Below are 26,321 nucleotides of genomic sequence, written 5' to 3' on the forward strand. Positions count from 1 at the left end.
GCGACGCCACCGGCACCGGCGGCACCGTCTCCAAGAAGGACATCAAGAAGCAGGTCAAGGCGGAAGTCAAGGCCAAGCTCGGCAAGTGAGCCGCGCCCAGCCGCCACCGCTTTCCCCCGGGGGCCGCGCCCGGTGACGTCACCGGGCGCGGCGGGCGCCGGAGAGGCCGTCGAGCCCCTCCGGCGCCCCGCCGCGCGCCGGCTCCCAGACCGAGCAGTCGTGGGCGAAGAGCACCCGGCGCGGATCGAAGTCCGCGAGCCGGTCCAGCCACGGCCGGTAGGGGGGCAGCGGCGGCTCCACCCCGTCGAGCGCCGCCCGGCGGGCCAGCTGGTCGGAGGCGAAGTCGGACGCGAAGTCGTGGGCCTGGCCGGCGAGGACGACCGTACCGTCGCCCCGCTCGAGGACCAGTGACTGGTGTCCCGCCGTGTGCCCCGGCGTCGGCACGATCCGGACGCCCGGCCAGATCTCGGCTTCGCCGTCCAGCTCCTCGTAGGTCGCGCCGGGGAAGTCGACGAGCTCCTCGAAGGTGTAGCCGGCACGGCGGGCGGCGGCCAGTTCGACGGCCTGCACCAGGACGGGCGTGCCGGCCAGGAGGGGGTTGCCTCCGCAGTGGTCGAAGTGCAGGTGGCAGTTCACGACCAGCGAGATGTCGTCCGGGGCGGCACCGGCCGCCGCGAGGGCGTCCCGCACGTCCCGGCGGTGCGGACGGTAGTGCGCTTCGGTCTCGGGAGAGGCGTAGCCGATGCCGGTGTCGAAGAGGATCGTTCCGTTGTCGTGGCGCACCAGGTAGGCGAGAACGGGCTCCACCCGCGGTTGTCGGCCGTCCGTCTCCGACGCCGGCCTGACGAAGTACCCCAGATCCAGTCGATGTACCGCAGCACTGTTCCCCATGCGGACATCCTCGCAGGCCGCGGTGCGATCACGTACTCAAGTCACCGCACGGGTCGAACTCGGGTGGGAGGGGCGGCGGTTCACCCGGCCCGGTGTCCGCTGCGGCCGGGACCGGCAGCGCGCCCGCCCCACGGACCCGGGGTCCGTGGGGCGGGCGGGCTTCGGTACTGCGCGCGGCGCTACGTCAGGTACGGTCCGGCGGTCACTTGGCCGGCTTGGCCACCCGGGTGCCGGTGAAGCCGCTCCTGAGGAGCACGGCCGGCGTCGGGGTGGTGTTCTGGGTCCAAGGCTCGTCCCAGATGAAGTTCTGGCCGTTGACGTCGCCGTGGGTCTGCCAGACGGTGCCGGACGTGGTCACGACCTTGACCCACGCGTCGTTGCCCTGGGAGTTGAAGGCGACACCGCACACGCCCTCGGGGTAGTTGGGGTTCGCCGGGTCGGTGGGGGTGCCGACCGCGTTGCTGAGGTCCTGCCAGACGATCGTCCCGCCCGGGGTCGCGGCCCGGCCGGCGTACGTCCGGCCGCCGGTGAGCACCGCCTGGAAGTCCTCGGTGTTGCTGGGGCTGTAGGCGTCGATGTCCGAGCACGGGCCCGCCGCGCCGGAAGCGCCCGTGGCACCCGTCGCGCCCGTCGCGCCGGTCGGACCCGTCGCGCCCGTCGGGCCGGCAGGACCCGTCGGGCCCGTGGCGCCGCCGCCGCCTCCGGCCGGACCCGTCGGACCCTGCGGACCGGTGGCGCCCGTGGCGCCGGTCGCACCCGCGGGACCCGTCGGGCCCGTGGCGCCGCCGCCGCCTCCGGCCGGACCCGTCGGGCCGGTCGGACCCGTCGCGCCGGGCGCGCCGGTCGCACCCGTGCCGCCGCCACCAGCAGGGCCGGTCGGGCCGGTCGGACCCGTGGGGCCGGTCGGGCCGGTGGCGCCCGTGCCGCCGCAGTGGTCGCCGTGGCCGTCCCCGTCGCCGCCGCCCAGGTAGCGGTCCAGCAGCTTCACGTGCAGCGGCTTGCCCTCGTGGTGGCGCGGCTCCTCCTTGCAGTCGTCCCCGTCGCCGCCGCCGGCCGGCCGCACCGCGGCCACGTCAGCTCCGGCCGCCTGCCCCGCCGCCACGGCGATGGGGCTGACGACGCCGACCAGCACGAGGGAGAGCGAGGCCAGAGCGCCGCCCGCCACCCACGTCCGGTGTCGGGGAAGGGGGCCGAGGGGGGCCTTGGTCTGGTGCTCACGACTCATGAAGCGCTCCTTTGGGAAGGTAAGGGCGCACCGGGACCGTCGACGTCCCGGTTGCGGGGACGAGCTTCCCGCGGCGATCACGCGTCATGGACGCAACGCCCCACCGATCGGCCTTCGTTGTCAACACATCGGCCTACACGGTGCCCGCCAATCGGGGCATCCGGTATGCCCGGAATCGTGCACCATTGCGTGAATCCCCTTGTGCGGGCCCCCGTTGAGTCAGCACCCGGGGCGCCGGCGGGCGTCGACGGAGCGTTCGCCGGCGCCCGTGGCAGTACGGCGCTCGGGCTCCCACGCGTCAGGGGCCCGCAACCGGTCCGCGCGGCCGACCCGTTGCGGCCCGGGGCCGGCCGGGTGAACCGCACCGGGACGGCGTGACCCCGGGGACGGCCGGTCGGTTGTTCCGGGCGTCCCGACCACGCCGACCCGCACCCGTCCGCCACCGCGGACGTCAATCCACCAGCTGCGGGGCGAAGTGGTCCCGCAGGCGGCCGATCCTCCCGTCGCGGACGCGGAAGATCTGCTCAGAGGGACTCGGTCAGGGAGTCCGCCAGGCGGCGGCGGGCCGTGCGCGTGGCCGGCAGGGCGGCGGCCGCGACCGCGCCGAGGACCGCCGCCGCGACGACCGTCAGCAGCACCGCGGGCGACGGGAGCCGGGCGATGCCTGCCCCGATCCCGCTCGAGGCGCCCTGAGCGTCCACCAGCCAGCGGCCGGCGAGCGCGCCGACGGTCGTGCCGGCCACCGCGGACACGAGGGCGGTCAGCGCGGCGGCCGTCATGATCATCGCACCGATCTGCCGGGGGGTCAGTCCGATCGCCTTCAGAGCGAGCAGGTCCCGGCCCCGGTCCCGTACGCGCGTGCCGACCAGCGTGAGCAGTTCGATCAGGCCGATCAGGGCGAGCACCCCGACCAGGGCGGCGACCACGGCGCGGGCCGGTTCGAGGCGGTCGGCCGGGTTGGGGGTCTCCCTGACCTCCACGGCACCGCCGGTCGCCGCCGCGACGGCGCCGCTCACCGTCCTCGGGTCCGCCCCCGCCCGCAGTACCAGGGCGTGGAAGCCGGGCCGCAGGTCCGGGTCGCCCTCCCGCAGGGTGTCCAGCGTCGTGGTGATCACGCGGCCGCCGGAGTCGGGTTCGATGGTGCGGCCGACGAGGTGGAGGACCTGCGGCCGTCCTTCGACGGTCATCCGTACCCAGTCGCCGACGTGCACCCCGAGGAGGTCGAGCAGCCCCTGCCCGGCGACCGCCTCGTCGGGGCCGCCGACCGGGCGGCCCGCCACGACCGCGGAGGGGTACGGGCGGGCCGCCGTGCCCAGCCCGCGCAGGGTGATGGTGCCGGTCTGGCCCGGGACGAGGGCCGCGGTCTCCGCGCCCGGGTGGACCGCGGCGACGCCCGGGAGCGCGGCCAGGGTCTTCTGCAGGGCGGTGTCCGCGGGGCCGGCGTGCTGCTCGGCCCGTACGGTCAGGGCCGCGGGCAGACCCACCCGGTCGGGGTGGCTGCGGAACTGGTCCAGCGTGGACCAGGCGACGAGCGCGACCGTGATCAGCGCCAGTGGCAGGGCGAGCCGGACCAGCGGCACGAGCGTCCGGCCGCGCCGCGGGAACGCCGCCCGCCACCCCAGGACCAGCGCGGGAGGCACCCGCAGGCCGAGGGCCCGCTTGCCGAGGGCGGTCAGGGGCGTGGCGGTGGGCAGCGCCGCGCGGGCCACCGGGACGGGGGGCACGCGTCCGGCCCGCCAGGCCGCGAGCCCGGTGGCGGCCGCGATCAGCAGCACCGCGCCGCAGGGGATGCCGATCATCAGGGCGGTGTGGCCGGGGAGCTCCTGCCACACCTTCGCCGCCTCCCCGATCCGGCCGGGTATGCGGGCGCCGAGCAGCGCGATCGTGGCCGTGCCGAGGGCCACGCCGAGGAGCGCGAAGGCGAGGTGCTGGACGAGGAAGCCGCGGACCACCTGGGCGGGGGTGAAGCCGATCGCCTTGAGGACGGCGATGTCCCGGAGCTGGCCGTGCACCCGCGCGGCGATGGCGCCGGACGCGGCGAGCGCCGCGGCGAGCAGGGCGCCCAGGCCGAAGACCGCGAACAGCTGGCCGAGGAGCCGTTCGTCGCCGCCGGCCTCGGCGCGCGCCTGCTGCCACTTGGTGACCTGCACCACGTGGTCGGCGCCGAGGACCGTCACGGCCCGCTGGACGATGAAGTCGGCGTCGTCGGGGTCCGCCAGGCGCAGGCCCACGCTCTGCCCCGGGTCCGTGTGCGCGATCGCTTCGAGCGTGCCGGCGAGGACCCAGCCGGTGCCCGGCGCCGCGCCCGGGCGGTAGCGGGGCTCGGCCGCTTCGGCCGTACCGCTCACCCGCAGCGCGTGCGTGGCGCCGTCCGGCCCGGTGACCTGCACCGTGTCGCCGGGTTCGGCCCACAGCGCGCGGGCGACCGAGGCCTCCAGTACGACGCTGCCGGGGCGACCGGGGGCGCGGTCGCCGGTGGCCGGCCAGCGGCCGGCGGTGACGAGGGGGCGTCCGACGGCCGGGGGCGCGGGCGGGGTGGCGCGCAGGGTCACCGCGGCCCGTACCCCGTGCGACTCGACGGTGGCGGTCGCGGTGCGGAAGGGCCCGGAGAGGGCGGTCACCCCGTCGACGCGGGACAGGGCGGCCAGGTCCGCGCCGCCCCGGGTGTGCAGCCAGACGTGTGCGCCCCTGGACTGGTTGAAGATCCGCTGCCAGGGGTTCGCGGCGTAGCCGAAGAGGGCGCCGGCCAGCAGGAGCGAGGCGATGATGCCGGCGCTGGCCAGGACGACGAAGAGGGCTTCGCCGCGGTGCGTGCGGACGTCGGCGTGCGCCCAGCGCAGGGTGGCCCGCACGGTCACTCCGACAGCTCGAGCGTGCGGGACACGCCGGCCGGGTCGCGGCGGGCGCCGCCGGGCGGCACTCCGTCGCCGAGCCGGGCGTCGTCGGCGATGCGCCCGTCGAAGAAGCTGATGACGCGGTCGGCGGCGCTGGCCATCCTGGCGTCGTGCGTCACCATCATGATCGTCTGGCCGCGCTGGTGGAACCGGGACAGCAGCCGCAGCACCTCGCGGGTGCCCTTGCTGTCGAGGCTGCCGGCCGGTTCGTCGGCGAGCAGCAGCGCGGGCTGGTTGACCAGGGCGCGGGCGAGTGCGACCCGCTGCTGTTCGCCGCCGGACAGCTCGCCGGGCATGGCCCGGCCGCGGGCTTCGAGGCCGAGTTCGGCGAGGAGTTCGGTGCGGGCGGCGCGGGCGGCCCTGGGGGTCGCGCCGGCGAGCAGGGCGGGCAGTTCGACGTTGTCCGCGACGTTGAGGTTGGAGACGAGGTTGAAGAACTGGAAGACGGTCCCGATGCTGCGGCGGCGCAGGACCGCCCAGCGGGCCTCGCGGTAGGCGTCCACGCGTTCGCCGCCGATCCACAGCTTCCCGCCGTCCGGGCGCTGGAGGCCGCCGATCAGGTGCAGCAGGGTGGACTTCCCGGCACCGGAGGGACCGGTCACGGCCACGAACTCGCCGGGCCGGACGCTCAGGTCCACTCCGCGCACGGCGTGGACGGGGGCGCCCTCGCCGTGGTGGGTCTTGGTCAGGCCTTCGGCACGGACGATGGGGACGGCAGGAGGGGCGGGGGACGCACCGCTCATTCCAGCTCCTCCTGACAGCGTTCCAGCCAGTCGAGGTCGGCCTGCAGGTGCAGCATCGCGCCCTCGATCAGCAGTTGGGAGATCTTGTTGTCGCGGTCCTCGGCGGCGGCCAGTTTCGACAGGTCCCGCATGGTGTTGAGGTACTGCCGGCGCTGCTTGTTGATCAGCGCGACGGGATCGGCCATCCCCGACCGCGGTGCGAGGGCGAGCTTCATGAAGAACTCGTCCCGCACCCGTGGTTCCTCGGCGGTGTCCTCGAACCAGGCCTGCACGGCCTCGCGCCCGGCGTCCGTCAGCCGGTAGGTGCGCTTGTTGGGTCGGCCCGCCTGCTCGACGTCCTCGCCTTCGATCAGACCGCTCTTCTCGAGCCGTCCGAGGGTGACGTAGATCTGGCCGACGTTGGGCTGAGGGTACGCGGCGCCCAGGAGCTTCTCAAGGTCCTGCTTGAGCTCGTAGCCATGGGCCGGGCCACGGGTGAGGAGCGCCAGGAGCGGCAGCCGCACTCGCTCCCCCTCCTTCTCGCTCCGTAGTCACCTGTTGACCCGGCAGTGGGCCGGTCGTCAGCAGCGCCCACCCCTCCTGCCTGGGCCTCTAGTATCGCGCATGCCTAACAGGTATACATAGGCCCCACTGGTCGGCGGTGCGGCCGGTTCGTGCACGGGGAGGAACCTATGCGGTGGATGCGTGCCGCGGGTAGGGCTCTCCTGGTCGTGACGGTGGTCCTGGCCGGGTACGCCGGTCTCGGCGTCCGTGCCGACGCGGGCGCGCACGACGGGGCCCGCGGTCCCGTGACGCTCGCGACGGCGGGCGACCTGACCCACTACCTCGCCCCGCTGCTCGAGGACTGGAACCGGGGGCATCCCGCCGAACGGGCCACCCTCGTCGAGCTCCCCGACTCGGCCGACGAGACCCGCGCCCAGATGATCAGCGAGCTGCGGTCGGGCGGCCGCCGTTTCGACGTGCTCAACATCGACGTCGCCTGGACCTCCGAGTTCGCCGCGGCCGGCTGGATCTCCCCGCTGGAGCGGCACCGCTTCCCGCTGGACGCGTTCCTGCGCCCGGTCGTCGACACAGCGACCTTCGACGGCCGGCTGTACGCGGTCCCGTACGTCACGAACGCGGGCCTGCTCTACTACCGCAAGGACGTCCTGGACCGGGAGGGCGAGCGGCCGCCGCGCACCTGGGCCGAGCTGGCCCGGCTGGCGCGCACCGTCGCGCCGAAGTACGGGCTGGGCGGCTACGCCGGCCAGTTCCTGCCGTACGAGGGGCTGACCGTCAACGTCACCGAGGCCGTGCACTCGGCGGGGGGTGCGGTCCTGCGCGACGACGGGGCGCGCGTGGCCGTCGACTCGGCCGCCGCGCGCACCGGGCTGCGGTTCCTGGCGGACGGGGTGCGGGAGGGCTGGATACCCCGCGAGGCGCTCGCGTACAAGGAGGAGGAGTCCCGGCGGGCGTTCCAGGACGGCCGGTTGCTGTTCCTGCGGAACTGGCCCTATGTGTACGCCGACGCGGGCGGCGCGGGGTCCCGGGTGGCCGGCAGGTTCGGCGTCGTCCCGCTGCCCGGACCGGACGGTCCCGGCACCGCGGTGCTGGGCGGGTCGAACCTGGCCGTCAGCAGCGGTGCCCGGCATCCCGCGTCGGCGGCCGACCTGATCTCCTTCCTCACCAGTGAACGGGTCCAGCGCAGGGTCCTCACCGAGGGCTCGCTGCCGCCGGTGCGCGCGGCGCTGTACGAGGATCCGGAGCTGGTGCGCACCCATCCGTACCTGCCGACCCTGCGGCAGAGCGTGCTGTCGGCGGTGCCGCGCCCCAAGAGTCCGCGGTACGACCAGGTCAGCCTCGCCGTGCAGGCGGTGGCACAGGACGCGATGGCGCTGCGCCAGACGCCCGAGCAGGCGGTGGCGCGGCTCGCGCGCGAGCTCGAGGCCCTCTCCCGCAAGGGCTGACCGCACCGCATCGTTCGCGCCTCTCTGGGAAACCCCCAAGGGCGGCTACTTACATGTTAAGTAGCCGCCCTTCGTCATGCGCGCCGAATTTTCTACACAAACCTCCTCATACCGCCGCTCCAGCTGGACACATCGTTGACACCTCGCGGTTGCTGCTACTTAACATGCATGCATAACAGCGCACCCGGTCAGACCGATCAGGGCGCTCTCGCATTCAGCGCATTTCATGCAGAACAGGTCGACGCGAGATGCTCAGCACCCTTCCGGCCGACATCGGCCTCCCCTCCCGCAGCCCCGCCGGACACGGCTCCTGGTGGCGCGACGCGGTGATCTACCAGGTCTACGTCCGCAGCTTCCTCGACAGCACCGGGGACGGCATCGGCGATCTGGCCGGCGTCCGCGCCGGACTGCCGTACCTGCGCAAGCTCGGTGTCGACGGCATCTGGCTCAGCCCCTTCTACCCGTCGCCGCAGCACGACCACGGCTACGACGTCGCCGACTACTGCGGCGTCGACCCGGTCTACGGCGACCTCGCGGAGTTCGACCGCCTGGTGGCCGACGCCCACCGGCTGGGGCTGCGGATCCTGCTCGACATCGTCCCCAACCACTGCTCGAGCGAGCACCCGTGGTTCCGCGACGCGGTCGCCGCCGGGCCCGGCGGCGCCGCCCGCACCCGCTTCCACTTCGCGCCGGGCCGCGGCCCGGACGGCGCCGAGCCGCCCAACAACTGGCGGGCCATGTTCGGCGGTCCGGCCTGGAGCCGGGTCACCGAGTCCGACGGCCGTCCCGGCGAGTGGTACCTGCACCTGTTCACACCCGAGCAGCCCGACCTGAACTGGCGCGACCGGACCGTGGGCGACGACTTCGAGCGGGTGCTGCGCTTCTGGCTCGACCGCGGCGTGGACGGGTTCCGCATCGACGTCGCGGCCGGCCTGTTCAAGCACCCCGACCTGCCCGATTCGGACGACCCCGGGGCCGACGAGCGGTCCCGCGACGCGGTGAACCAGCTGGCCTGGAACCGGCCCGAGGTCCACGACGTGTGGCGCCGCTGGCGTTCGGTGTGCGAGGAGTACACCGCACGCGACGGGCACGAGCGGCTCCTGGTCGGCGAGGTGTCCGTACCCACCGCGCGCGAGCACGCCGAGTACGTCCGCCCTGACGAGCTGCACCAGGCGTTCTTCTTCGACCTGCTCAGCGCGCCCTGGGACGCGGAGGCCTTCCGCCGGACGATCACCGAGGCGATGCGCGACATCGCCGGCACCGGCTCCACGGTCACCTGGGTCCTCAACAACCACGACCAGGTCCGGACGGTCACCCGCTACGCGGGCGAGCCCGGCGTGGAGGGGAGCGGACTGGGCGCCGCCCGCGCCCGCGCCGCCGCCCTGCTGATGCTCGCGCTGCCCGGCGCGGCCTACGTCTACCAGGGCGAGGAGCTCGGCCTCCCCGAGGTGCTCGACCTGCCGGACGAGGTCCTCACCGATCCGATCTTCCGCCGCACCGGTAGCCGCCGGCACGTCCGGGACGGCTGCCGCGTACCGCTGCCCTGGTCCGGGCACGCCTCCCCGTTCGGCTTCAGCCCGGCCGCGGCCGACGTCAGGACGTGGCTGCCGCAGCCCGCCTGGTTCGCCGAGCACGCCACCGACCGCGCCCTGGCCGACACCCGGTCCTTCTGGCACCTCTACCGCGACGGCCTGCAGCTGCGGCGCAGCCTCCCGCAGCTCGGCGACGGCACGCTGCGCTGGCTGGAGACGCCGCCGCAGGTGCTGGCGGTGGTCCGCGGTGACGGCCTGGTCTGCGCGGTCAACTTCGGGACCGAAGCGGTGCCCGCCCCCGTCGCCGGGACCCCGCTGCTCGCGAGCGGGCCCTGCCCCGACGGCGTGCTCCCCGCGGCCACCGCCGCCTGGTGGACCGGCGAGTTCCCGGCGCCGTAGTCGCGCGGCGCCCCCGGCCCACGGCCAGGGCGCCTCCCCCTTCTCCTCCCCTCCCCTCTCCCCCTCCCCTCCCTTCGCCTCCCCCTCCCCCTTCGCAAAGGAGCTCACCATGCGACGACCCAGCAGCGCGCCCCGGCGGATCGCGGCCACCACCTCGGCCGCCCTCGCCCTCGCCCTCGGCGCCACCGCGTGCGGCGGCACCACCGGACCCGCCTCCGGCGGTGAACTCAGCGGCCAGACCGTGACCGTGGCCGGCGTCTGGACCGGCAGCGAGCAGAAGAACTTCAAGAAGGTCCTCGACGCCTTCACCGCGAAGACCGGCGCCAAGACGGTCTTCGTCCCCTCCGGCGACAACGTCTCCACGTTCGTCGGAAGCAAGATCGAGGGCGGCAACGCCCCCGACGTGGTGATGGTCCCGCAGGTGGGCGTGCTCCGGCAGTTCGCGCAGAAGGGCTGGCTCCAGCCGCTGTCCGAGCGGGCCGCCGGCACGGCCGGCGCCTCCCTCGCCCCGGTGTGGAAGGACTACGGCACCGTGGACGGCACGTACTACGGGCTCTACTTCAAGGCCGCCCACAAGTCCACCGTCTGGTACGCCCCCGAGGCCTTCGCCCAGGCCGGCGTGAGCGAGCCGAAGAGCTACGCCGACCTGCTGAAGGCCGGCCACGCCCTCGCCGACTCCGGCCGCCCGGCCTTCGCCGTGGCGGGCGAGGACGGCTGGACCCTCACCGACTGGTTCGAGAACATCTACCTCTCCCAGGCCGGCCCGGAGAAGTACGACCGGCTCGCCCGGCACGAGCTGAAGTGGACCGACGCCAGCGTGGTGAGGGCCCTCACCACCCTGGCGGCGCTCTTCAAGGACCAGCAGCTCGTGGCCGGCGGCGCCCGGACCGCGCTGCGGACCGACTTCCCCACCTCCGTCGAGCGGGTCTTCGGCCCCGAGCCCGAGGCCGGCATGGTCTTCGAGGGCGACTTCGTCGGCGGGGTCGCCAAGGACCAGTTCGGCAAGAAGCCCGGCACGGACGCGAAGTTCTTCCCCTTCCCCGGCGTCGACGGGGGCAAGGCGCCGGTCGTCAGCGGCGGTGACGCGGCCGTCGTCCTCAAGCGGGCCAAGAACGGCGCGGCCGGCATGAAGCTCGTCGAGTTCCTGGCCGGGCCCGAGGCGGCCGAGGTGTGGGCAGGAGCGGGCGGCTTCCTCTCCCCGAACAGCAAGGTCGACCTCCAGGCGTACGGCGACGAGGTGTCCCGCAGCACCGCCGCATCGCTCGTCTCGGCGGGCGACACGGTCCGCTTCGACATGTCGGACCAGGCCCCGGCGGCGTTCGGCGGCACCAAGGGCGCCGGCGAGTGGAAGGTCCTGCAGGACTTCCTGCGCGACCCCCGGGACCCGCGGGGCACGGCCGCCACGCTCGAGGCCGAGGCCGCCAAGGCCTACGGGAACTGAGATGGCTCCCATGACCGACACCCCGGCGGCGCGCCCGGACACCGGTGCGCGCACCGCGCCCGACCCGCGGCGCCGGGCCCGGAGCCGGCAGCGCCGCCTCGCCGTCCTCTTCGTGCTGCCGGCCCTGCTGCTGCTCGGCGCCCTGGTCGTGTACCCGGTCGTCTTCTCGTTCGTCCGCAGCCTCTTCGACGCCAGCGGCGACCGGTTCGTCGGCGCCGCCAACTACGCGGCGATCGTCCACGACCCGGCCACCCTCAAGGCGATCCGGAACAGCACCATCTGGGTCGTCGTCGCGCCGACCGTGCTGACCGGACTCGGGCTGGTGCTCGCGGTACTCACCGAGAAGGTGCGCTGGGCGACCGCGTTCAAGCTGGTCCTCTTCCTGCCCATGGCCGTGTCGTTCCTCGCCGCGGGCATCATCTTCCGCCTCGCCTACGAGCAGGACCCCGACCGGGGCGTCCTCAACGCGGTGGCCGCCGGCGTCCACGACACCTTCCGGGACGCCGCCGCGTACCCCACGGCCCGCCCCCGCCCCGGCCACGGCCTGGCGGGCGGGGCGGGAGGCCCGTACAGCACCACGGATCCGGTGCGCCCGGGCACCCCGGTCGGCCTCGGCCTCGTCGGCGTGGCACCCGGTGCGGTACCCGCCTCGGCCAGGGCCGCGGCGGCGCCGGCCGCCGGTGCGGAGGCCGCGGGCACCCTCGCGGGCGTGGTCTACCTCGACTTCGCGCCCGGCGGGGCCGGTACCCCGGGCGCCGTCGATCCGGACGAGAAGGGCCTGCCCGGCATGACCGTCGAGGCGGTGCGCGACGGCCGGGTGGCCGCCACCGCCACCGCCGGGCCGGACGGGTCGTTCCGCTTCACCGGGCTGTCCCCGGGCGCGTACACCGTGCGACTGCCCGCGGCCAACTTCGCCGCCCCCTACGAGGGCCTGAACTGGCTGGGCCCGGCCCTGGTCACGCCGGCGATCATCGGCGCCTACCTGTGGGTGTGGACCGGCTTCGCGATGGTGCTCATCGGCGCCGGGCTCGCCGCCGTCCCGCGCGAGGCGCTGGAGGCCGCCCGGGTGGACGGCGCCACCGAGGGCCAGATCTTCCGCAAGATCACCGTACCGCTGCTCGCACCGGTGCTCACCGTGGTCTTCGTGACGCTGGTGATCAACGTGATGAAGGTCTTCGACCTCGTGTACGTCATCGCGCCCGGCCCCGTGCAGGAGGAGGCGAACGTGCTGGCCACCCGCATGTGGCTGGTCTCCTTCGGTGGCGGCGACGACCAGGGGCTCGGCAGCGCGCTCAGCATCGTGCTCCTGCTGCTGGTCGTGCCCGCGATGGTCTTCAACATCCGGCGGTTCCGAAGGAGTCGAGCATGAGCGGTCAGGGCACCATCGAACGTCGCCGACCGGGACGGGCGGCAGCGGCGCGGCCCGCGTCCGGCCGCGCGGCGTCGCCGCCCGGGGCTCGCCACGGGAGCCGGCTGTCGCGGCTGCTGGGCAGTTCGGCCGTGCAGGCCCTGCTGGTCCTCGTCGCCCTCGTCTGGATCACACCGCTGGCGGGCCTGCTCCTGTCCTCGCTGCGCTCCGAGCGGGACAACGCCGCGGGCGGCTGGTGGACCGCGCTCGCGGACCCGTCCCAGCTGTCCCTGGACAACTACGGCGCCCTGCTGGAGGACTCCGGCATCGCGGCGGCGTTCGGCAACACGGTCCTGATCTCGGTGCCCGCCACGGTCCTGGTGGTCGGCATCGCGGCCCTGGCCGGGTACGCCTTCGCGTGGCTGGACTTCCCGGGCCGGGACGGCATCTTCCTGGTGGTCGTCGGTCTGCTGGTGGTACCGGTGCAGGTCGGTCTGCTGCCGGTGGCCAAACTCTTCGGCGCCGTGGGGCTGTTCGGCACGATCGCGGGCGTGGTCCTCTTCCACGTGGCGTACGGTCTGCCGTTCGCGGTCTTCCTGCTCCGCAACTACTTCGCCGAGATCCCGCGCGAGATGCTGGAGGCCGCGCGGATGGACGGCGGGAGCGAGTGGCGGATCTTCTTCCGGCTGGTGCTGCCGCTCGGCCGGCCGGCGATCGCGAGCCTGGCCATCTTCCAGTTCCTGTGGGTCTGGAACGACATGCTCGTGGCGCTGCTCTTCGCGGACAGCGGCTCCCAGCCGCTGACGGTCGCGCTCCAGTCGCAGATCAGGCAGTTCGGCAGCAACATCGGGGTCCTGGCACCGGGTGCCTTCCTGTCGCTGGTGGTCCCCCTGGTCGTGTTCTTCGCCTTCCAGCGGCACTTCGTCCAGGGGGTGATGGCGGGGTCGGTGAAATGACGGCCGCGGCCGGGGGCCGGTGCCCCCGGCCGGCCAGGGCGCCGGCCGGGGGCACCGGCCTCACGTGCGCCGCCAGACGGCCATCGCGACGGAGAAGACCCCGAAGAGCATCAGCCCGCCGGCCACCGCGACCAGCAGCCAGGGTCCGGCCGGCGTCCCGGCGAACGAACGGAGCGTGTCGTCCACGCCCCTGGCCTTCCGCGGGTCGTAGGACACGGCCGCGTGGACGAGGAACGCGCCGGCGGCCGTGAACACGGCGCCGCGCGCGAGGCCGCCCGCGACGCCGAGCGCGTCGACGCTCCGGCGGACGCCTTCGGGCAGGTGTCCGGTGTCCATGTTCTCGCGGAAGGTGCGGCGGACCGCGCCCACCGCGATCACGACGCCGCCGATCGCGATCGCCAGGCCGGCCGCCGCCACCAGCCAGACTCCGGCGGGGAGGCCCAGCGCACCGGCCGTCGCGTCCCGTGACTGCTCGTCCCCGGAACGGCCGCCGCCGCGGCCGGCGGCGAAGGCCAGGACGGAGGCGGCCACCGCCGCGTAGAACACGGCCCGGGCCGCGGACGCGGCGCGCTTGGTGGCCTTCCTGCCGTCGGGGCCCGAGGCGCCGAGCACGGCCTCGGAGAGCCGCCAGAGGGCCATCGCGACGAGGCCGATGCCGATGGCCCAGACCAGTACGCGCCCGCAGGGGCGCCCCGCGAGCTCGGCCAGCGCTCCCGTGCGGTCGGCCTGCTCGCCGGTGTCCCCGAACGCGATCTGCACGGCGAGCAGGCCCACCAGCAGGTACAGCACTCCTCGCGTCACCAGGCCGCACCCGGCGGCCACGCCCACCGCCCCCTGGGCGGCCCGGCGCGGGGCCGTGCCGTCGCCGACGGGCTCCGCCATGCCTCTTCCCCGCCTCCCGCAGCCGGTCGCGCCCGCCTCCCGTGACGGGGCTCGTCCACCGCCCCTGCCCGCTCCCGGCCCGCGCCATGCGCCGCGCTCACCGGGGCGTGGGACCCACGCGGTCCCCACGGTTCGGCCCCGGCCGAAGAGCGGACGGACGGCCCGCGCCGCCCGCGGCGCATGGTCGGGACGTGCCCGGGCAGGCGCAGGTGACGGGCGTCCGCGGCGGGCGCCGTTCCCCGCCGGGCCCCGTCCCCCGCCGGGCTCCGGCGCCGGCGCCGCGCCGTGCCGTGTGCCCGTGGGAGTCCTCGGGAGTCCTCGGGAGTCCCCCATGACCTTCGTACACCAGACCAGGACCGCGGATCCGACCGGGGAACGTGGCGGCCGTGAGTGATCACGAGGCCGCGTTCCGGCAGGCGGTCCGCGCGGTCCTGGACGAGGCGGGGTTCCCCGAGAGCGCCGCGGGCGCGGAGGGTGTCCGCACGGTGCGGCACGCCCGCGGGATGATGGTCGGCTGGACGCCCCGGGACATTCCCCACCTCCGGGTCCTGCGCCGAGGGCTCCGACGCGCCCGCACCCCGGAACGGACCGACCTGCCGGGCCTGCGGCACGCCTTCGCCCTCGCCCTGGCCGCCGCGTTCCGCGACGCCGGCTTCGCCGTGGAGGCCCACGGCGACGAATGGCTCCTGGTCGTACGACCCGAGCCGTGACGCCGGCGGCCGCGGCGGCCGGGCGCCGGCACCCGCATCCGGTCGGACGCCCCGAGCGGTGCGGGTGCCGGGCGGTGCCGGCGGGAGCTACCGGAGGAGCTTCGCCTTGGCCCGCTCGTACTCCTCCGGGGTGATGTCCCCGCTGTCCTTGAGCTTGGACAGCCGGTCCAGCTGGTCGGCGGTGCTGGAGCCGGCGGTCGCGCGGATGTACTCGTCCATCGCCGCCTTCTGGTCCCGCACGTCCTCCATCTGGCGCCGGCTCATGCTCTTGCCGCGGGCGATGACGTAGATCAGGACGCCGAGGAAGGGGAGGACGATGATCAGGATCAGCCAGCCGGCCTTGGCCCATCCGCTGAGTCCGTGGTCGCGGAAGATGTCGACGATGATGTGGAACAGCAGGATGAACCACAGGACCCACAGGAAGATCCACATCACGGTCCAGAACGCCCCGAGCAGCGGGTAGTCGTACGCGAGGAACTGGGTCTCCATCGCACGTCTCCTTCCTTGCGCACAGCGGTGCGGGGGCGGGAGCGTGATCCCCGGCCCACCGTCTGCAGGATGGACGGGAGCCCAGGGGGCGGTCTTCACCCGCGGCGGGTGAACCCGCTCCGGAGGGGACGCGAGGGACGGGTGGCGCGGCGGCCCGGGAACAGGTCGTGTCGCCGCCGGTCGGCGGCGGGCCGGGCGGCTCAGTGGGACAGGGCCGTCTTCGCGGCCACGATGGCGGCCCCGAGCACCAGGTTGACCACGGCGGACAGGGCGACGAGCCGGCGTGGCGCACCCGCGCGCACGGCTCCGGCGACCGCCCAGCCGACCTGGCCGCAGAGTGCGACGGCCAGGGCCAGCCAGGCCGCCCCCGTGACGTCCAGGCCGAGCAGGGGGCTGATCGCCACGGCTGCGGCCGGTGGGACGGCGGCCTCGACGAGGGGTCGCTCGGTCGCGCACACCCTGCGCAACGCGCGCCAGCTGAAGGGCTCGTTGGCGAGGGAGGCACCGAACAGGTGGGCGTACACGTGGGCCGCCCAGAACACCACGCCCGTGCAGAGCAGCAGCGCGACCAGCTGCGCCCGCGGACGGCTCCCGACGGTACTCGCGCCCACCACGACCGACGCCGCCAGCATCGACCCGTAGACCGCCCCGGTGTAGTCCACGCGGATCCTGCTGCGCGGCCGCCGCCAGGGCCGGTCCCCCACGGCCATCGCCCCGGGGCCGCCCCGCGGCCCGGGGCGGGCGCCCAGCGCGGCCCGCCCCATCGACAGGGCCAGCCGGCGGACCCCGGTCCAGTCCATGGGGACGCCGGCTCGGTTGCCCGGCCTCTTGCGCGGCACCCGGACGCGCAGGACGCCCGGTTCCACCCGGCAGCGCACCGGGACCGGCAGTTCGACCGCCTCGCCGTCGATGCCCACGCTGACGACGGGTGCGTCGGCGTCCACGGACACCTCGCGGGCGGTGAGCGCGGTGAGGCCGCCGGAGCGGGTGCCGCGCAGGATGTCCACCGCCTGGGCGGCGCTGTCCACCTTCACGCCCAGCACGCCGAGGACGCCCGCGTCGAGCCGGGTCCGCATGCCCAGGCCGGCCACGTCGCCGCGGCCGTAGACGTTGTTGCTCACCAGGACCGCCTGCGGCCCCTCGATCACGGTGCCGTCCGCGTGCACCGTCAGGCGGGGGCCGGACTGGCGTGCGAGCAGGTCGGGCAGCAGGCGCAGGATCGTGCGCAGCTTGTCGTCGCGGTAGGCCGGGCTCTGGACGACTTCCGCGTACACGCCGAAGGAGGCGTTGTTGACGAAGGGGTGGTCACCGACGCGCCCGAGGTCCGTCCGCATCTCCACCCCGTCGGTGAGGGCGTCCAGGCAGGACGCCGGATCGCTCCGGTCGAGGCCGAGGTCCATGGCGAAGTGGTTGCGGGTGCCGGCGCAGATGACGAGGAAGGGGACCCCGCGCTCCGCCGCGACGCCGGCGACCAGCGCCTGCGTGCCGTCCCCGCCGGCGACCCCCAGCAGGTCCGCGCCCCGGTCCACGGCGCCGCGGGCGAGGGCGGCGACGTCCTGGGGGTGGTCGGCGTCGAGCATGACGACCTCCGCCCCGAGCGCCTCGGCCTTCTCCCGGATGCGGAAGGTGCCGACCTTGCCGCCGCCGGAGCGCGGGTTCAGGATGAGGAACGGTCGTACGGGCGCCGGCGTCGGGCGGCCCGGCATGCGGGCGCGGGCGTCGTCCGCCAGCGCCGCCCGGCCGCTCGACACCGCCAGCGCCCACAGGGCCAGCGAGCACAGCACCACCCACAGCAGGTCCGCCCGCGCGTACATGACCACCACGACGACGGGCACCGCCAGGGCGACGGCGACGGCGAACCACCGCAGGGGCCCGCGGTGGGCCAGGACGAGCCAGCCGGCGGCGGTGCCCACCACGGCCCCGGCCAGCGCCACTCCCAGCAGCAGGATGCTGCGGAACCCGGCGAAGACCACCAGGACGACGAGCGCGGCCGCGCTCGCCAGCAGCGCCACGCGGGCCTTGGCCTGCATGCTCACCGGGCCACCTCCAGCCGCCCCGCCCCGTCCGCAACCGGCCCCCCACCGTCCACCATCCCATTGGCGCCCCGAACCGGCCCGGTCGGCATCACCCGGATCGGGCGAGGGCCGGCGGGCGGCCGGGGGGCGGGGCACGGGCAGGGAGGCCCGGCGGGGACGGCCCGGGCGCGGCGGCGGTACGACCGCCGCCGCGCCCGGTGTGCCGCGGCCGCCGGCCGGTGGCCGGGCGGCCGCCGGTGTCCGGGCGGCCGCCGGTGTCCGGGCGGCCGCCGCGTCAGGCCGTCGGCACCGGGAAGGGGTCCAGGTCCGGCTTGAGGACCTGGCCGGGCTTCGGCGCGGTCCCGTCGACGAGGTACGAGGTCACCAGTGCGTTCAGCGCCTTGCTCCGGCCGACCGCGCAGTGCTCGATCATGTCGACCGTCACCAGCACCGCGTTGCCCAGCTGCCGCTGCATCCGCTGCGAGAACCGGTACTGGGTCGCCGGGTCGAAGGTGTTCCCGATGACCATCACCTTGTTCGCGGTGCGGCGGTTCCACGGCCCCGCGTACCGCTCGGCGGCACGCGCGGGCGCGGGCCAGGTGGCGCACGCCGGCGCGTCGAAGGCCTGGTATCGGCCGAAAGTAGGCGCACCCCGCTCCCAGGCGCGGGCCACGAGCGCGAACACCCCCGGGTTCGAGGGGTACGGCTTGTCCTGGCAGTTGACCCCGAAGTACGAGTCGTCCGACGTGTACGGGGAGTCCGCGGGGGCCTCGCGCAGTGCCGCCGGGACGACCTTGGCCAGCCGGTCCGCCGCACTCGCGGCCACCTTGCCGGCCCCCGGGGCCAGGCCCTGCTGGGGCGCCACCGTCTGGTACAGCGCCTGGAGCGAGACCGCGAGCGGCGCCAGCCGGCTCTGCGCGTACAGGGCGTTGGCCACCTGGCTGGTGAAGCTGCTCAGGGTGACCTGGACGCCGCTCGGGAGCGTCACCGGGGCGGCGCGCAGGTGGTCACGGATCGCGTCGAACTTCGCGCGGGTGTCGCCCTCGGCGAAGGCGCAGCGCGGCGCGCCGGCCGCCCCGCAGCGCCGGAGGAACTCGGCCAGGGCCACCTCGAAGCCGCCGGTGGCGCGCTGGCGGTCGTACTCCAGGCCGTTGTGCAGGCGCAGGTTGGGGTCGACGTTGCCGTCGACGATGATCGCGCGCACCTTGTCCGGGTACATGTTGGCGTAGGTGGAGCCGATCAGCGTGCCGTACGAGAACCCGGCGAAGGTCAGCTGCGCGTCGCCGACGGCCCGGCGCATCCGGTCGAGGTCGCGCACCACGTTGATCGTGGACATGTGGCGGACGAGGGGGCCGGCGTTGCGGGCGCAGGCGTCGGTGTAGTCCCGGGTGGCCGCCAGCGTGTCGTCGACCTCGGTGCGGGTGACGGGCACCCCGGTCATCCGGCCGAAGACGGCGTCGGCCTCCTCGTCGGTGGTGAAGCACCGCAGCGGGTTGCTGCGGGCGACGCCGCGGGGGTCGAAGCCGATCAGGTCGAAGCGTTCCTGGACCCGGGGCTCGAACCGGGCCGTGGTGGCCCACAGGTAGCCGCTGCCGCCGGGGCCACCGGGGTTCAGGAAGAGCGATCCGATGCGGTGGGCGGGGTCGCCGGCCCGGCGCCGCATCATCGCGATCCCGATCTGCTCGCCGGACGGGTCCGCGTAGTCCAGCGGGACCGGGTACACGGCGCAGTCGTAGATCCCGGGGTCGGGCTTGGACGGGTCCGGGTTGCAGGGCGTCCAGTCCACGGGGGCGACCGGCCCGCCGGGGGTGGCGGGGGCGCCCGGGGTGACGAGGGCGCCCGGGGTGGCCGGGGCGGTCGAGCCGGTGGGCGTCGCTCCGGCGGGCGCCGCGGGCGCCGCCGTGGCCGTGGCGGCGGCGCCGGCGGCCAGGGCCAATGCGCTGGTGAGCGCTAACGCCAGAGTGGATATGCGAGACAAGGAACCTCCTTCGGCTGCCCAAACCCGGCCAGCATGGCAGGAGTTGGGGTGCCGGTAAAGATCGCGTGCCGAGTCGGCCGAAGGTGTGTAATGGGCCGGGTGGATCATCATGTGAACCCTTCCGACCAGCTCGACGAGCACCGGATCGACGCCTACCTGGCGCGGATCGGGCTCCCGCGGCCCGAGCGTGCCGACGCGGAGGCGCTCGCCGCCCTCCAGGAGGCGCACCAGCGCGCGGTGCCGTTCGAGAATCTGAGCATCCATCTGGGCGAACCGATCGCGCTCCGGCCCGACGCCCTCTTCGAGAAGGTCGTCACCGGCGGGCGGGGCGGTTTCTGCTACGAACTCAACGGCCTGTTCGCCGCGCTGCTCGAGGGGCTCGGCTTCCGGGTCACCCGGCTCGCGGCCCGGGTGTTCGGGCCGGAGCGGCTCGGTCCCCCGTTCGACCACATGGCGCTGCGGGTGGACCTGGCGGAGCCGTGGCTGGCGGACGTCGGCTTCGGCCGCTTCAGCCAACGGCCCCTGCGGCTCGACGAGCGGAAGGACCAGGGCGACCCGGCCGGGACGTTCACCGTCACCCCGCACGGCGACCAGCTCGACGTGGCGCAGGACGGCAGTCCGCAGTACCGCCTGGACCCGCGGCGGTACGAGCTGGTCGACTTCGCGCCCACCTGCTGGTGGCAGGCCACCTCGCCGGACTCGCACTTCCGGCGCGCCCCCATGTGCTCCCGCCTCACGTCCGACGGCGGTCGCACGACGCTCAGCGGCACCCGTCTGATCCGCACCTCCCCCGCCGGGGAGCGCGAGGAGCGGGAGCTCGGCGGGGCGGAACTGCTCGCCGCCTACCGGACGGAGTTCGGCGTCGACCTCGAGCGGCTGCCGGGGCTCCCGGGCGCGGACGCGCAACGGCACGGGTAACGGCACGTAACGGCACGCACCACAGCCACGCCCCGGGCGGTCGGCCGCCGGGGCGTGGCTGCGGTGCGGCGAGGTGCCGGCCGGTCAGTGGCGGGCACCGCGCTCGGTGGCGCCGACCGGTCAGTGGCCGGCGATGAGCTCCAGCGTGTCGATCACGCGGTTCGAGAAGCCCCACTCGTTGTCGTACCACGCGACGACCTTGACGCGGCGGCCCTCGACGCGGGTGAGGGCCGAGTCGAAGATCGACGAGTGCGGGTTGCCGACGATGTCGGACGACACCAGCGGGTCCTCCGAGTACTCCAGGACACCGGCGAGCGGGCCCTGCGCGGCGGCGCGGTAGGCCGCCAGCACGTCCTCGAGCGTCACGTCGCGGGCGACGGTGGTGTTCAGCTCGACGATCGAGCCGACCGGGACCGGGACGCGGATGGAGTCGCCCGACAGCTTGCCGTCCAGGTTCGGCAGCACGAGGCCGATCGCCTTGGCGGCGCCCGTGGTGGTCGGGACGATGTTGACGCCGGCGGCGCGGGCGCGGCGCGGGTCGCGGTGCGGGCCGTCCTGCAGGTTCTGCTCCTGCGTGTAGGCGTGCACCGTCGTCATGAAGCCGTGCTCGATGCCCGCGAGGTCGTCGAGGACCGCGGCCAGCGGGGCGAGCGCGTTGGTGGTGCACGACGCGTTGGAGACGATCGTGTGCAGCTCCGCGTCGTACGCGTCGGTGTTGACGCCGTACGCGAGGGTGACGTCGGCCCCGTCGGCCGGCGCACTGACCAGGACCTTCGAGGCACCGGCGGTGAGGTGGGCGCGGGCGGCGTCCGCCGAGGTGAAGCGGCCGGTGGACTCGAGGACGACGTCCACGCCGAGCTCGCCCCACGGCAGCTGCGCCGGCTCGCGCTCGGCGAGCACCTTGATGCGGCGGCCGTCGACGACGAGGACGTCGCCGTCGACGGTCACCGGGCGGCCCAGCCGGCCGGACGTGCTGTCGTAGGCGAGCAGCCGCGCCAGGGTGGCGGGCTCGGTGAGGTCGTTGACGGCGACGACCTCGAGCTTGCTGTCGCGTTCGAGCAGTGCGCGCAGGACGTTGCGCCCGATACGGCCGAATCCGTTGATGGCGATGCGAGTCATGGTGTGTCCCTCCGGTTCGACCCCAGACTCGCCTGTGCCGGACGGCCGTGACAGCGGCGCGATTGCCACGGTTCGCAAGGATCGCGCCACACGTGGATCACGCCACGCACAGCTGCCGCCCGCCCGTGGTGTGCGGGGGAGGCGCTTGAGGCGTCGTGGCCGTGGGGGGCTTGTGGCGGCCGGGGTCCGGAGGCGGTCACTCGCCCCGGGTGAAGGTGCGTCGGTATTCGCTGGGGGTGGTGCGCAGGATGTGCTGGAAGTGCAGCCTGAGGTTCGAGCCGGTCCCCAGGCCCACGTCCGCTGCGATCTGCTCGACGCTGCGTTCCGAACGTTCCAGCAGCTCGCGGGCCATGTCGATGCGGGCCCGCATCACCCACTGCATCGGCGTGTAGCCGGTGTCCTCGGCGAAGCGCCGCGAGAACGTGCGCGGGGACACCGCCGCGTGGCGGGCGAGCGCGTCCAGCGTGAGGGGTTCGCCGAGCCGGTGCAGGGCCCACTCCCGGGTGGCGGCGAACCGCTCGCCGAGCGGTTCGGGGACGCTGCGCGGTACGTACTGCGCCTGGCCGCCGCTGCGGTAGGGGGCCGCGACCAGCCGCCGGGCCGCGTGGTTCGAGGCGGCGATGCCGAGGTCGCGGCGCAGGACGTGCAGGCACAGGTCGATGCCGGAGGCGGCGCCGGCCGAGGTCAGGACGCTGCCCTCGTCGACGAACAGGACGTTCTCGTCCACGCGGACCAGCGGCCGCTTCTCGGCGAGGGCGCGGGTGTAGTGCCAGTGCGTGGTGGCGCGCTTGCCGTCGAGCAGGCCGGTGGCGGCGAGCGCGAAGGCCCCGGTGGAGATGCCCGCCAGGCGCGCACCCCGGTCGTGCGCGGCGACCAGCGCGTCGAGGACGGCGCGCGGCGGGTCCTCCCGGTCCGGGAACCGGTAACCCGGGACGAAGACCGTGTCGGCCCATTCCAGGGCCTCCAGGCCGTGGGCGACCGCGTACGACAGGCCGTCGCCGCCGGTCACCAGCCCGGGTTCGGCGCCGCACACCCGCACCTCGTAGGGCATGCTCGCGCGGGTCGTGAACACCTGCGCGGGGATGCCGACGTCGAGGGGCTTGGCGCCGTCGAGGACGAGGACGGCGACGCGGTGGTGGCGGGAGGCTGGCACGCAGGAGAGGGTACGCGTTCCGGCCACTCCGCCCGACTCGGCGAATTATTGGTCCAGACCTGTTGACGGTCCTGTCGGCGGCGGAATAGGTTCCCGGACACGAAGCGACGGCGACGCCAACTCCCCACCGGCCACCGGGCGTTCCCCTCCCCCCACCGCATCGGTCCCGTCGGCCCCGGGGCCTCGCTGCGCGCTTCGCGCCGTCCCCCCATTCCCCTGGAGGCACCCCCTTGCGCACCCCCACCCCCACCCCCACCCGGACCCGGACGCGGACGCGGCTGGCCTGCGGCCTCGGCGCCACCCTGCTCGGCGCGGCCGCGGTGCTGAGCTCCCCCGGCGCCGCCTTCGGCGCCAACCTGCTCTCGAACGGCGACTTCGAGGCCGGCACGGCCGGCTGGAACTGCTCCGGCGGCCTGGGCTCCGCGGTCGGCTCACCCGTCCACGGCGGGAGCAGGGCGCTCGCCGGAGCGGCGAGCGCGAGCGACAACGCCACGTGCACGCAGAGGGTCGCCGTGCGGCCGAACACGACGTACACCCTCTCCGCCTGGGTCCGCGGCAGCTACGTCTACCTCGGCGTGACCGGCGGGGCCTCGACCTGGACCACGTCGGCCGGCGCGTACTCCAGACTGACCGTCAGCTTCACCACGGGCGCCGCCCAGACGAGCGCCGAGGTCTACCTCCACGGCTGGTACGGGCAGGGCACCTACTACGCCGACGACGTCGCGCTGGACGGCCCCGGAGGCGGCACCGACACCCAGGCCCCGACCGCGCCCGGGAGCCTCACCGCCTCCGGCAAGAGCGCCACCAGCGTCTCCCTGTCCTGGACCGCGTCCACCGACGACGTCGGGGTGACCGGCTACGACGTCTACCAGGGCGGCACCCGGGTCGCCGGCTCGACCGGCACGAGCACGACCGTCACGGGACTGACCCCCCGCACGGCCTATTCCTTCACCGTCCGCGCCCGCGACGCCGCCGGGAACACCTCTCCCGCCTCCAACAGGGTCGACGTCACCACCGACGACGGGACCACGCCGCCCACCGGCTTCAAGCAGGCGGCGCCCTACTACTACCTCGGCTGGGGCAACCCGCCGAGCGCGGCCGCCGTGATGAACGCGACGGCGTGAAGTGGTTCACCATGGCCTTCATCCTCTCCTCCGGCGGCTGCAACCCGTCCTGGGACGGCCAGCGCCCGTTGACCGGCGGGGTGGACCAGAGCACGATCGCCTCGATCCGCGCGGCGGGCGGTGACATCGTGCCCTCCGTCGGCGGCTGGCAGGGCAACAAGCTCGGCCCCAACTGCACGACTCCCGAGGCCCTGGCCGGCGCCTACCAGAAGGTCATCGACGCCTACGGCCTCAAGGCGATCGACGTGGACATCGAGAACACCGACGAGTTCGAGAACGCCGTCGTCCAGGACCGCATCCTCGGCGCGCTCAAGATCGTCAAGCAGAACAACCCCGGCCTGCGGACCATCCTGACCTTCGGCACCGCCACCTCCGGCCCGACCAGCTGGGGCAACCGCCTGATCGACCAGGCGAAGGCGCTGAACGCCGGCATCGACGTCTTCACCATCATGCCGTTCGACTTCGGCAACGCCTCGACGGACATGTACGCGTCCAGCGTCAGCGCGACCGAGGGCCTCAAGGCCAAGCTCAAGTCCGCCTTCGGCTGGGACGACACCACCGCCTACGCCCACATCGGCATCTCCGGCATGAACGGGATCAGCGACACCCAGGAGACCACCACCGTCCAGAACTGGACCGACATCCGCAACTGGGCCAACTCCCACCACCTCGCCCGGCTGGCCTTCTGGTCGGTCAACCGCGACCGCGGTTGCCCCGGCGGCGGCCTGCAGGAGACCTGCTCCGGCATCGCCCAGAGCGACTGGCAGTTCACCTCCGTCACGGCCGGCTTCACCGGCTGACCGCGCCGGCACCGCCCACCGCGCGCACGCGCCACGCGCCACGCGCCGCCGAGCACCCGGCCGGCGCCGGGGCGGCCCAGCACGTGGAGCGGCTGTACGCCCGCGAGCTGCTGGCCGACGGCTCCGGTGGCGTCGGCTACCTGCTCAAGGAGAGCGTTCCCCCGGCAGGTGACGGGGGCCGGCTCCGGCTCGGTCCGGGGGTTCAGGTGAGGGCGGTGGTCAGGGTGCCCCAGGGGTTGGGGAGTTCGCCGGTGACGGGGCCGCTGACGGCGGCGCCCCGGGCGGTCGCGGTGCGCACGGCGAGCGGGACGAGCGCCTCGGGCACCCCGTAGACGAGGTGGCAGAAGCGTTCGGGCGGGTAGCGGGCGGTCCAGGCCGGCCGGCTGAACGCGGTGGCGTACGTCGACCAGTGGCCCTCGAAGGTGACCACGAGGTCGGCGAACCGGAGGTAGCCGGGGGCCGGGTGGACGCCGGGGTTGAGGACGACCGTGGCGGCTCCCTGCCGGCGCAGGGAGCGCACGAGCCGCCGGCAGGCGCCGGCGCCCTGCGGGGTCGGGGTGACCCGGTCCAGGAAGCAGCCGTGGACCCCGTACCACTGCTGGTGGCGGCGCAGTTCGTCGGTGGTCTCGGCCCGGTCGCGGGCCCCGTAGGCGGTGTCGACGTAGCCGAGCAGCCGGGCGCCGGCGCCTCGCAGGGCGTCGGCCGCCGCCACGAAGGCGGGGTCGGGCCGCGGGCCCGGACCGTCCGCGGGGTTGAGCACCACCGCGTAGGTACGGGCCGCGGCTGCGATCAGCCGGTGCCAGGCCCCCGGATCCTCGGCCGGGTGGACGTAGAGGGGGACCAGCAGGGTCATCGTCCGGCGCCGACCTCCGCGGCCGTCGCCCGCCACAGGGCGGCGACCATGTGGGTCAGGCCGCTCCGCGGACGCCAGTCGAGCGCGCGGTCGGCCGCGGAGACGTCCGAGCACTGCCAGCCGGCCGCGGAGCGGGCCGAGCCGGCGCCGTCCTCCTCGATCCGGCCGCGGAATCCGGCCCGTTCGGCGAGGGCGTGCACGAGCTCGCGCACCGCCACGGCGTGCCCGGCGCCGATGTTGAGCACCGGGGGCAGCGTTCCGGGCGCCGTGACCGCCAGCTCGACGGCGCGGGCGACGTCGCGGGCGTCCACGAAGTCGCGGTACGCCGACAGGTCGCCCAGCCGCAGCACCGCCCCCGGGTCGCCGCCGGCCGCGCGGAGCAGGCCCGCGACCCGGCCGGGCAGGCCGGCGGCGGGGGCTCCCGGCCCCACCGGGTTGGTCACCCTGAGGACCACGGCGTCCAGTCCGGAGGCCGTCACCGCGAGGGTGCCCGCGAGCTTGGTGGCGCCGTAGGGGGTGGTGGGGCAGGCGGCGGCCGACTCCGCCACGCGGCTGCCGGGCGTGCCCGGTCCGTACTCCGCGGCGGAACCGAGGTGGACCAGGCGGGCCGACGGGGCCGCCTGCCGCAGCGCCGCGCACAGCGCGGCGGGGCCGCGGGCGTTGACCTCGGCGAGGGTGACCGGGTCGCCGCCGGTGGCGCCGGCGCAGTTGACGACGGCGTCGGGGGCGGCCGCCGCGAGGGTCTTGACCAGCTGTTCGGGGTGGTCGGCGGCCAGGTCCAGCGGGTGGTCCGCCCCGGCTGCCCGGCCGCCGTCGAGGAGACGGGCGCCGGGCAGTGCGTCGAACCGCTCGGCCACGTGGCGGCCGAGGTAGCCGGTCCTGCCCAACACGAGGATGCGCATGGT

The 26,321-nt window shown here is 74.8% G+C and carries 20 protein-coding genes and 2 pseudogenes; 9 read left to right on the forward strand and 13 right to left on the reverse strand.

The genetic code is table 11. From position 1 onward, the window contains the following. Positions 1-138 precede the first annotated feature (138 nt). The 5 genes from IF43_RS0127890 to IF43_RS0127910 all read right to left on the reverse strand — a co-directional run bounded on the left by IF43_RS0127890 (position 139) and on the right by IF43_RS0127910 (position 6,256). Positions 139-891 (reverse strand): N-acyl homoserine lactonase family protein, encoded by a 753-nt coding sequence (locus tag IF43_RS0127890; RefSeq protein WP_051796293.1) that lies wholly within the window; start codon positions 889-891, stop codon positions 139-141. Positions 892-1,093: 202 nt separating this feature from the next. Then, the gene (locus IF43_RS41825; protein ID WP_051796295.1) at positions 1,094-2,116 is read right to left on the reverse strand and encodes a hypothetical protein; all 1,023 of its coding nucleotides are present in this window, start codon (positions 2,114-2,116) and stop codon (positions 1,094-1,096) included. 524 nt (positions 2,117-2,640) lie between these two features. Continuing rightward, a complete protein-coding gene (locus tag IF43_RS0127900) occupies positions 2,641-4,968 on the reverse strand; it encodes an FtsX-like permease family protein (protein ID WP_030206549.1) in 2,328 nt (775 codons plus the stop codon). 2 nt (positions 4,969-4,970) lie between these two features. Then, the gene (locus tag IF43_RS0127905; protein WP_030206552.1) at positions 4,971-5,753 is read right to left on the reverse strand and encodes an ABC transporter ATP-binding protein; all 783 of its coding nucleotides are present in this window, start codon (positions 5,751-5,753) and stop codon (positions 4,971-4,973) included. After that, complete coding sequence (locus IF43_RS0127910; RefSeq protein WP_030206556.1) at positions 5,750-6,256, reverse strand: PadR family transcriptional regulator; 507 nt, start codon at positions 6,254-6,256, stop codon at positions 5,750-5,752. The genes IF43_RS0127905 and IF43_RS0127910 overlap by 4 nt, the downstream gene beginning before the upstream one ends. A gap of 168 nt (positions 6,257-6,424) precedes the next feature. Here IF43_RS0127910 and IF43_RS0127915 point away from each other — a divergent pair, with 168 nt between their 5' ends. The 5 genes from IF43_RS0127915 (at position 6,425) to IF43_RS0127935 (ending at position 13,375) form a co-directional block, all read left to right on the forward strand. Beyond that, complete coding sequence (locus IF43_RS0127915; RefSeq protein WP_030206560.1) at positions 6,425-7,699, forward strand: ABC transporter substrate-binding protein; 1,275 nt, start codon at positions 6,425-6,427, stop codon at positions 7,697-7,699. A 248-nt stretch (positions 7,700-7,947) separates the two neighbouring features. Further along, a complete protein-coding gene (locus tag IF43_RS0127920; protein ID WP_030206564.1) occupies positions 7,948-9,630 on the forward strand; it encodes a glycoside hydrolase family 13 protein in 1,683 nt (560 codons plus the stop codon). 109 nt (positions 9,631-9,739) lie between these two features. Continuing rightward, complete coding sequence (locus tag IF43_RS0127925) at positions 9,740-11,071, forward strand: ABC transporter substrate-binding protein (RefSeq protein ID WP_051796298.1); 1,332 nt, start codon at positions 9,740-9,742, stop codon at positions 11,069-11,071. 10 nt (positions 11,072-11,081) lie between these two features. Continuing rightward, complete coding sequence (locus IF43_RS0127930) at positions 11,082-12,440, forward strand: ABC transporter permease subunit (RefSeq protein ID WP_107048608.1); 1,359 nt, start codon at positions 11,082-11,084, stop codon at positions 12,438-12,440. After that, positions 12,437-13,375 carry a carbohydrate ABC transporter permease gene (locus IF43_RS0127935; protein ID WP_078910514.1) on the forward strand — a complete coding sequence of 313 codons (939 nt, stop codon included), beginning with the start codon at positions 12,437-12,439 and terminating at the stop codon, positions 13,373-13,375. The genes IF43_RS0127930 and IF43_RS0127935 overlap by 4 nt, the downstream gene beginning before the upstream one ends. A 60-nt stretch (positions 13,376-13,435) precedes the next feature. On the opposite strand, the gene IF43_RS0127940 is transcribed toward IF43_RS0127935, so the two are convergent. Beyond that, positions 13,436-14,257 (reverse strand): DUF1206 domain-containing protein, encoded by an 822-nt coding sequence (locus IF43_RS0127940; protein WP_030206576.1) that lies wholly within the window; start codon positions 14,255-14,257, stop codon positions 13,436-13,438. Between the two features lie 386 nt (positions 14,258-14,643). Here IF43_RS0127940 and IF43_RS0127945 point away from each other — a divergent pair, with 386 nt between their 5' ends. After that, a complete protein-coding gene (locus IF43_RS0127945) occupies positions 14,644-14,967 on the forward strand; it encodes a hypothetical protein (protein ID WP_158939524.1) in 324 nt (107 codons plus the stop codon). 87 nt (positions 14,968-15,054) lie between these two features. Here the strand turns inward: IF43_RS0127945 and IF43_RS0127950 are convergent, their stop codons facing one another. From IF43_RS0127950 to IF43_RS0127960, 3 genes are all read right to left on the reverse strand, one after another. Then, positions 15,055-15,456, reverse strand: coding sequence for an SHOCT domain-containing protein (locus IF43_RS0127950; RefSeq protein WP_030206583.1), 402 nt, complete (start codon positions 15,454-15,456; stop codon positions 15,055-15,057). A 200-nt stretch (positions 15,457-15,656) separates the two neighbouring features. After that, positions 15,657-17,486: a diacylglycerol kinase family protein gene (locus tag IF43_RS0127955; RefSeq protein WP_063753406.1), complete on the reverse strand. Its 1,830-nt coding sequence runs from the start codon at positions 17,484-17,486 to the stop codon at positions 15,657-15,659. 280 nt (positions 17,487-17,766) lie between these two features. Further along, positions 17,767-19,449 carry an alpha/beta hydrolase gene (locus IF43_RS0127960; protein WP_199922798.1) on the reverse strand — a complete coding sequence of 561 codons (1,683 nt, stop codon included), beginning with the start codon at positions 19,447-19,449 and terminating at the stop codon, positions 17,767-17,769. 111 nt (positions 19,450-19,560) lie between these two features. On the opposite strand from IF43_RS0127960, the gene IF43_RS0127965 reads away from it, so the two are divergent. After that, positions 19,561-20,367 carry an arylamine N-acetyltransferase gene (locus IF43_RS0127965; RefSeq protein WP_234332560.1) on the forward strand — a complete coding sequence of 269 codons (807 nt, stop codon included), beginning with the start codon at positions 19,561-19,563 and terminating at the stop codon, positions 20,365-20,367. A gap of 120 nt (positions 20,368-20,487) precedes the next feature. On the opposite strand, the gene gap is transcribed toward IF43_RS0127965, so the two are convergent. Both gap and IF43_RS0127975 read right to left on the reverse strand, forming a co-directional pair. Further along, positions 20,488-21,486, reverse strand: coding sequence for a type I glyceraldehyde-3-phosphate dehydrogenase (gene gap, locus IF43_RS0127970; RefSeq protein ID WP_030206609.1), 999 nt, complete (start codon positions 21,484-21,486; stop codon positions 20,488-20,490). A gap of 196 nt (positions 21,487-21,682) precedes the next feature. Next, positions 21,683-22,639, reverse strand: a complete 957-nt coding sequence (locus tag IF43_RS0127975) for a GlxA family transcriptional regulator (RefSeq protein ID WP_030206615.1) — start codon at positions 22,637-22,639, stop codon at positions 21,683-21,685. A 278-nt stretch (positions 22,640-22,917) separates the two neighbouring features. Here IF43_RS0127975 and IF43_RS36990 point away from each other — a divergent pair. Next, positions 22,918-24,563, forward strand: a pseudogene (locus IF43_RS36990) (carbohydrate binding domain-containing protein). A 74-nt stretch (positions 24,564-24,637) separates the two neighbouring features. Next, a pseudogene (locus IF43_RS41135) lies at positions 24,638-24,721 on the forward strand (DNA-binding response regulator); the annotation flags it as partial. Positions 24,722-24,765: 44 nt separating this feature from the next. Here the strand turns inward: IF43_RS41135 and IF43_RS0127985 are convergent. Together IF43_RS0127985 and IF43_RS0127990 are read right to left on the reverse strand one after the other, a co-directional pair. Then, a complete protein-coding gene (locus IF43_RS0127985) occupies positions 24,766-25,416 on the reverse strand; it encodes a spherulation-specific family 4 protein (RefSeq protein ID WP_030206616.1) in 651 nt (216 codons plus the stop codon). Beyond that, positions 25,413-26,318, reverse strand: coding sequence for an NAD(P)-dependent oxidoreductase (locus IF43_RS0127990; RefSeq protein WP_030206617.1), 906 nt, complete (start codon positions 26,316-26,318; stop codon positions 25,413-25,415). Before IF43_RS0127990 ends, IF43_RS0127985 begins: the two co-directional genes overlap by 4 nt. Positions 26,319-26,321 lie beyond the last annotated feature (3 nt).

The sequence above is a fragment of the Streptomyces sp. NRRL S-87 genome (assembly GCF_000719335.1).
Classification (GTDB): Bacteria; Actinomycetota; Actinomycetes; order Streptomycetales; family Streptomycetaceae; genus Streptomyces.

Coding starts and splice junctions, on each gene's coding strand:
- IF43_RS0127935 (WP_078910514.1), top strand. CDS start 12,437: ATGAGCGGTCAGGGCACCATCGAACGTCGCCGACCGGGACGGGCGGCA.
- IF43_RS0127940 (WP_030206576.1), bottom strand. CDS start 14,257: ATGGCGGAGCCCGTCGGCGACGGCACGGCCCCGCGCCGGGCCGCCCAG.
- gap (WP_030206609.1), bottom strand. CDS start 21,486: ATGACTCGCATCGCCATCAACGGATTCGGCCGTATCGGGCGCAACGTC.
- IF43_RS0127915 (WP_030206560.1), top strand. CDS start 6,425: ATGCGGTGGATGCGTGCCGCGGGTAGGGCTCTCCTGGTCGTGACGGTG.
- IF43_RS0127950 (WP_030206583.1), bottom strand. CDS start 15,456: ATGGAGACCCAGTTCCTCGCGTACGACTACCCGCTGCTCGGGGCGTTC.
- IF43_RS0127930 (WP_107048608.1), top strand. CDS start 11,082: ATGACCGACACCCCGGCGGCGCGCCCGGACACCGGTGCGCGCACCGCG.
- IF43_RS0127955 (WP_063753406.1), bottom strand. CDS start 17,486: ATGCAGGCCAAGGCCCGCGTGGCGCTGCTGGCGAGCGCGGCCGCGCTC.
- IF43_RS0127905 (WP_030206552.1), bottom strand. CDS start 5,753: ATGAGCGGTGCGTCCCCCGCCCCTCCTGCCGTCCCCATCGTCCGTGCC.
- IF43_RS0127925 (WP_051796298.1), top strand. CDS start 9,740: ATGCGACGACCCAGCAGCGCGCCCCGGCGGATCGCGGCCACCACCTCG.
- IF43_RS0127890 (WP_051796293.1), bottom strand. CDS start 891: ATGGGGAACAGTGCTGCGGTACATCGACTGGATCTGGGGTACTTCGTC.
- IF43_RS41825 (WP_051796295.1), bottom strand. CDS start 2,116: ATGAGTCGTGAGCACCAGACCAAGGCCCCCCTCGGCCCCCTTCCCCGA.
- IF43_RS0127920 (WP_030206564.1), top strand. CDS start 7,948: ATGCTCAGCACCCTTCCGGCCGACATCGGCCTCCCCTCCCGCAGCCCC.
- IF43_RS0127990 (WP_030206617.1), bottom strand. CDS start 26,318: ATGCGCATCCTCGTGTTGGGCAGGACCGGCTACCTCGGCCGCCACGTG.
- IF43_RS0127985 (WP_030206616.1), bottom strand. CDS start 25,416: ATGACCCTGCTGGTCCCCCTCTACGTCCACCCGGCCGAGGATCCGGGG.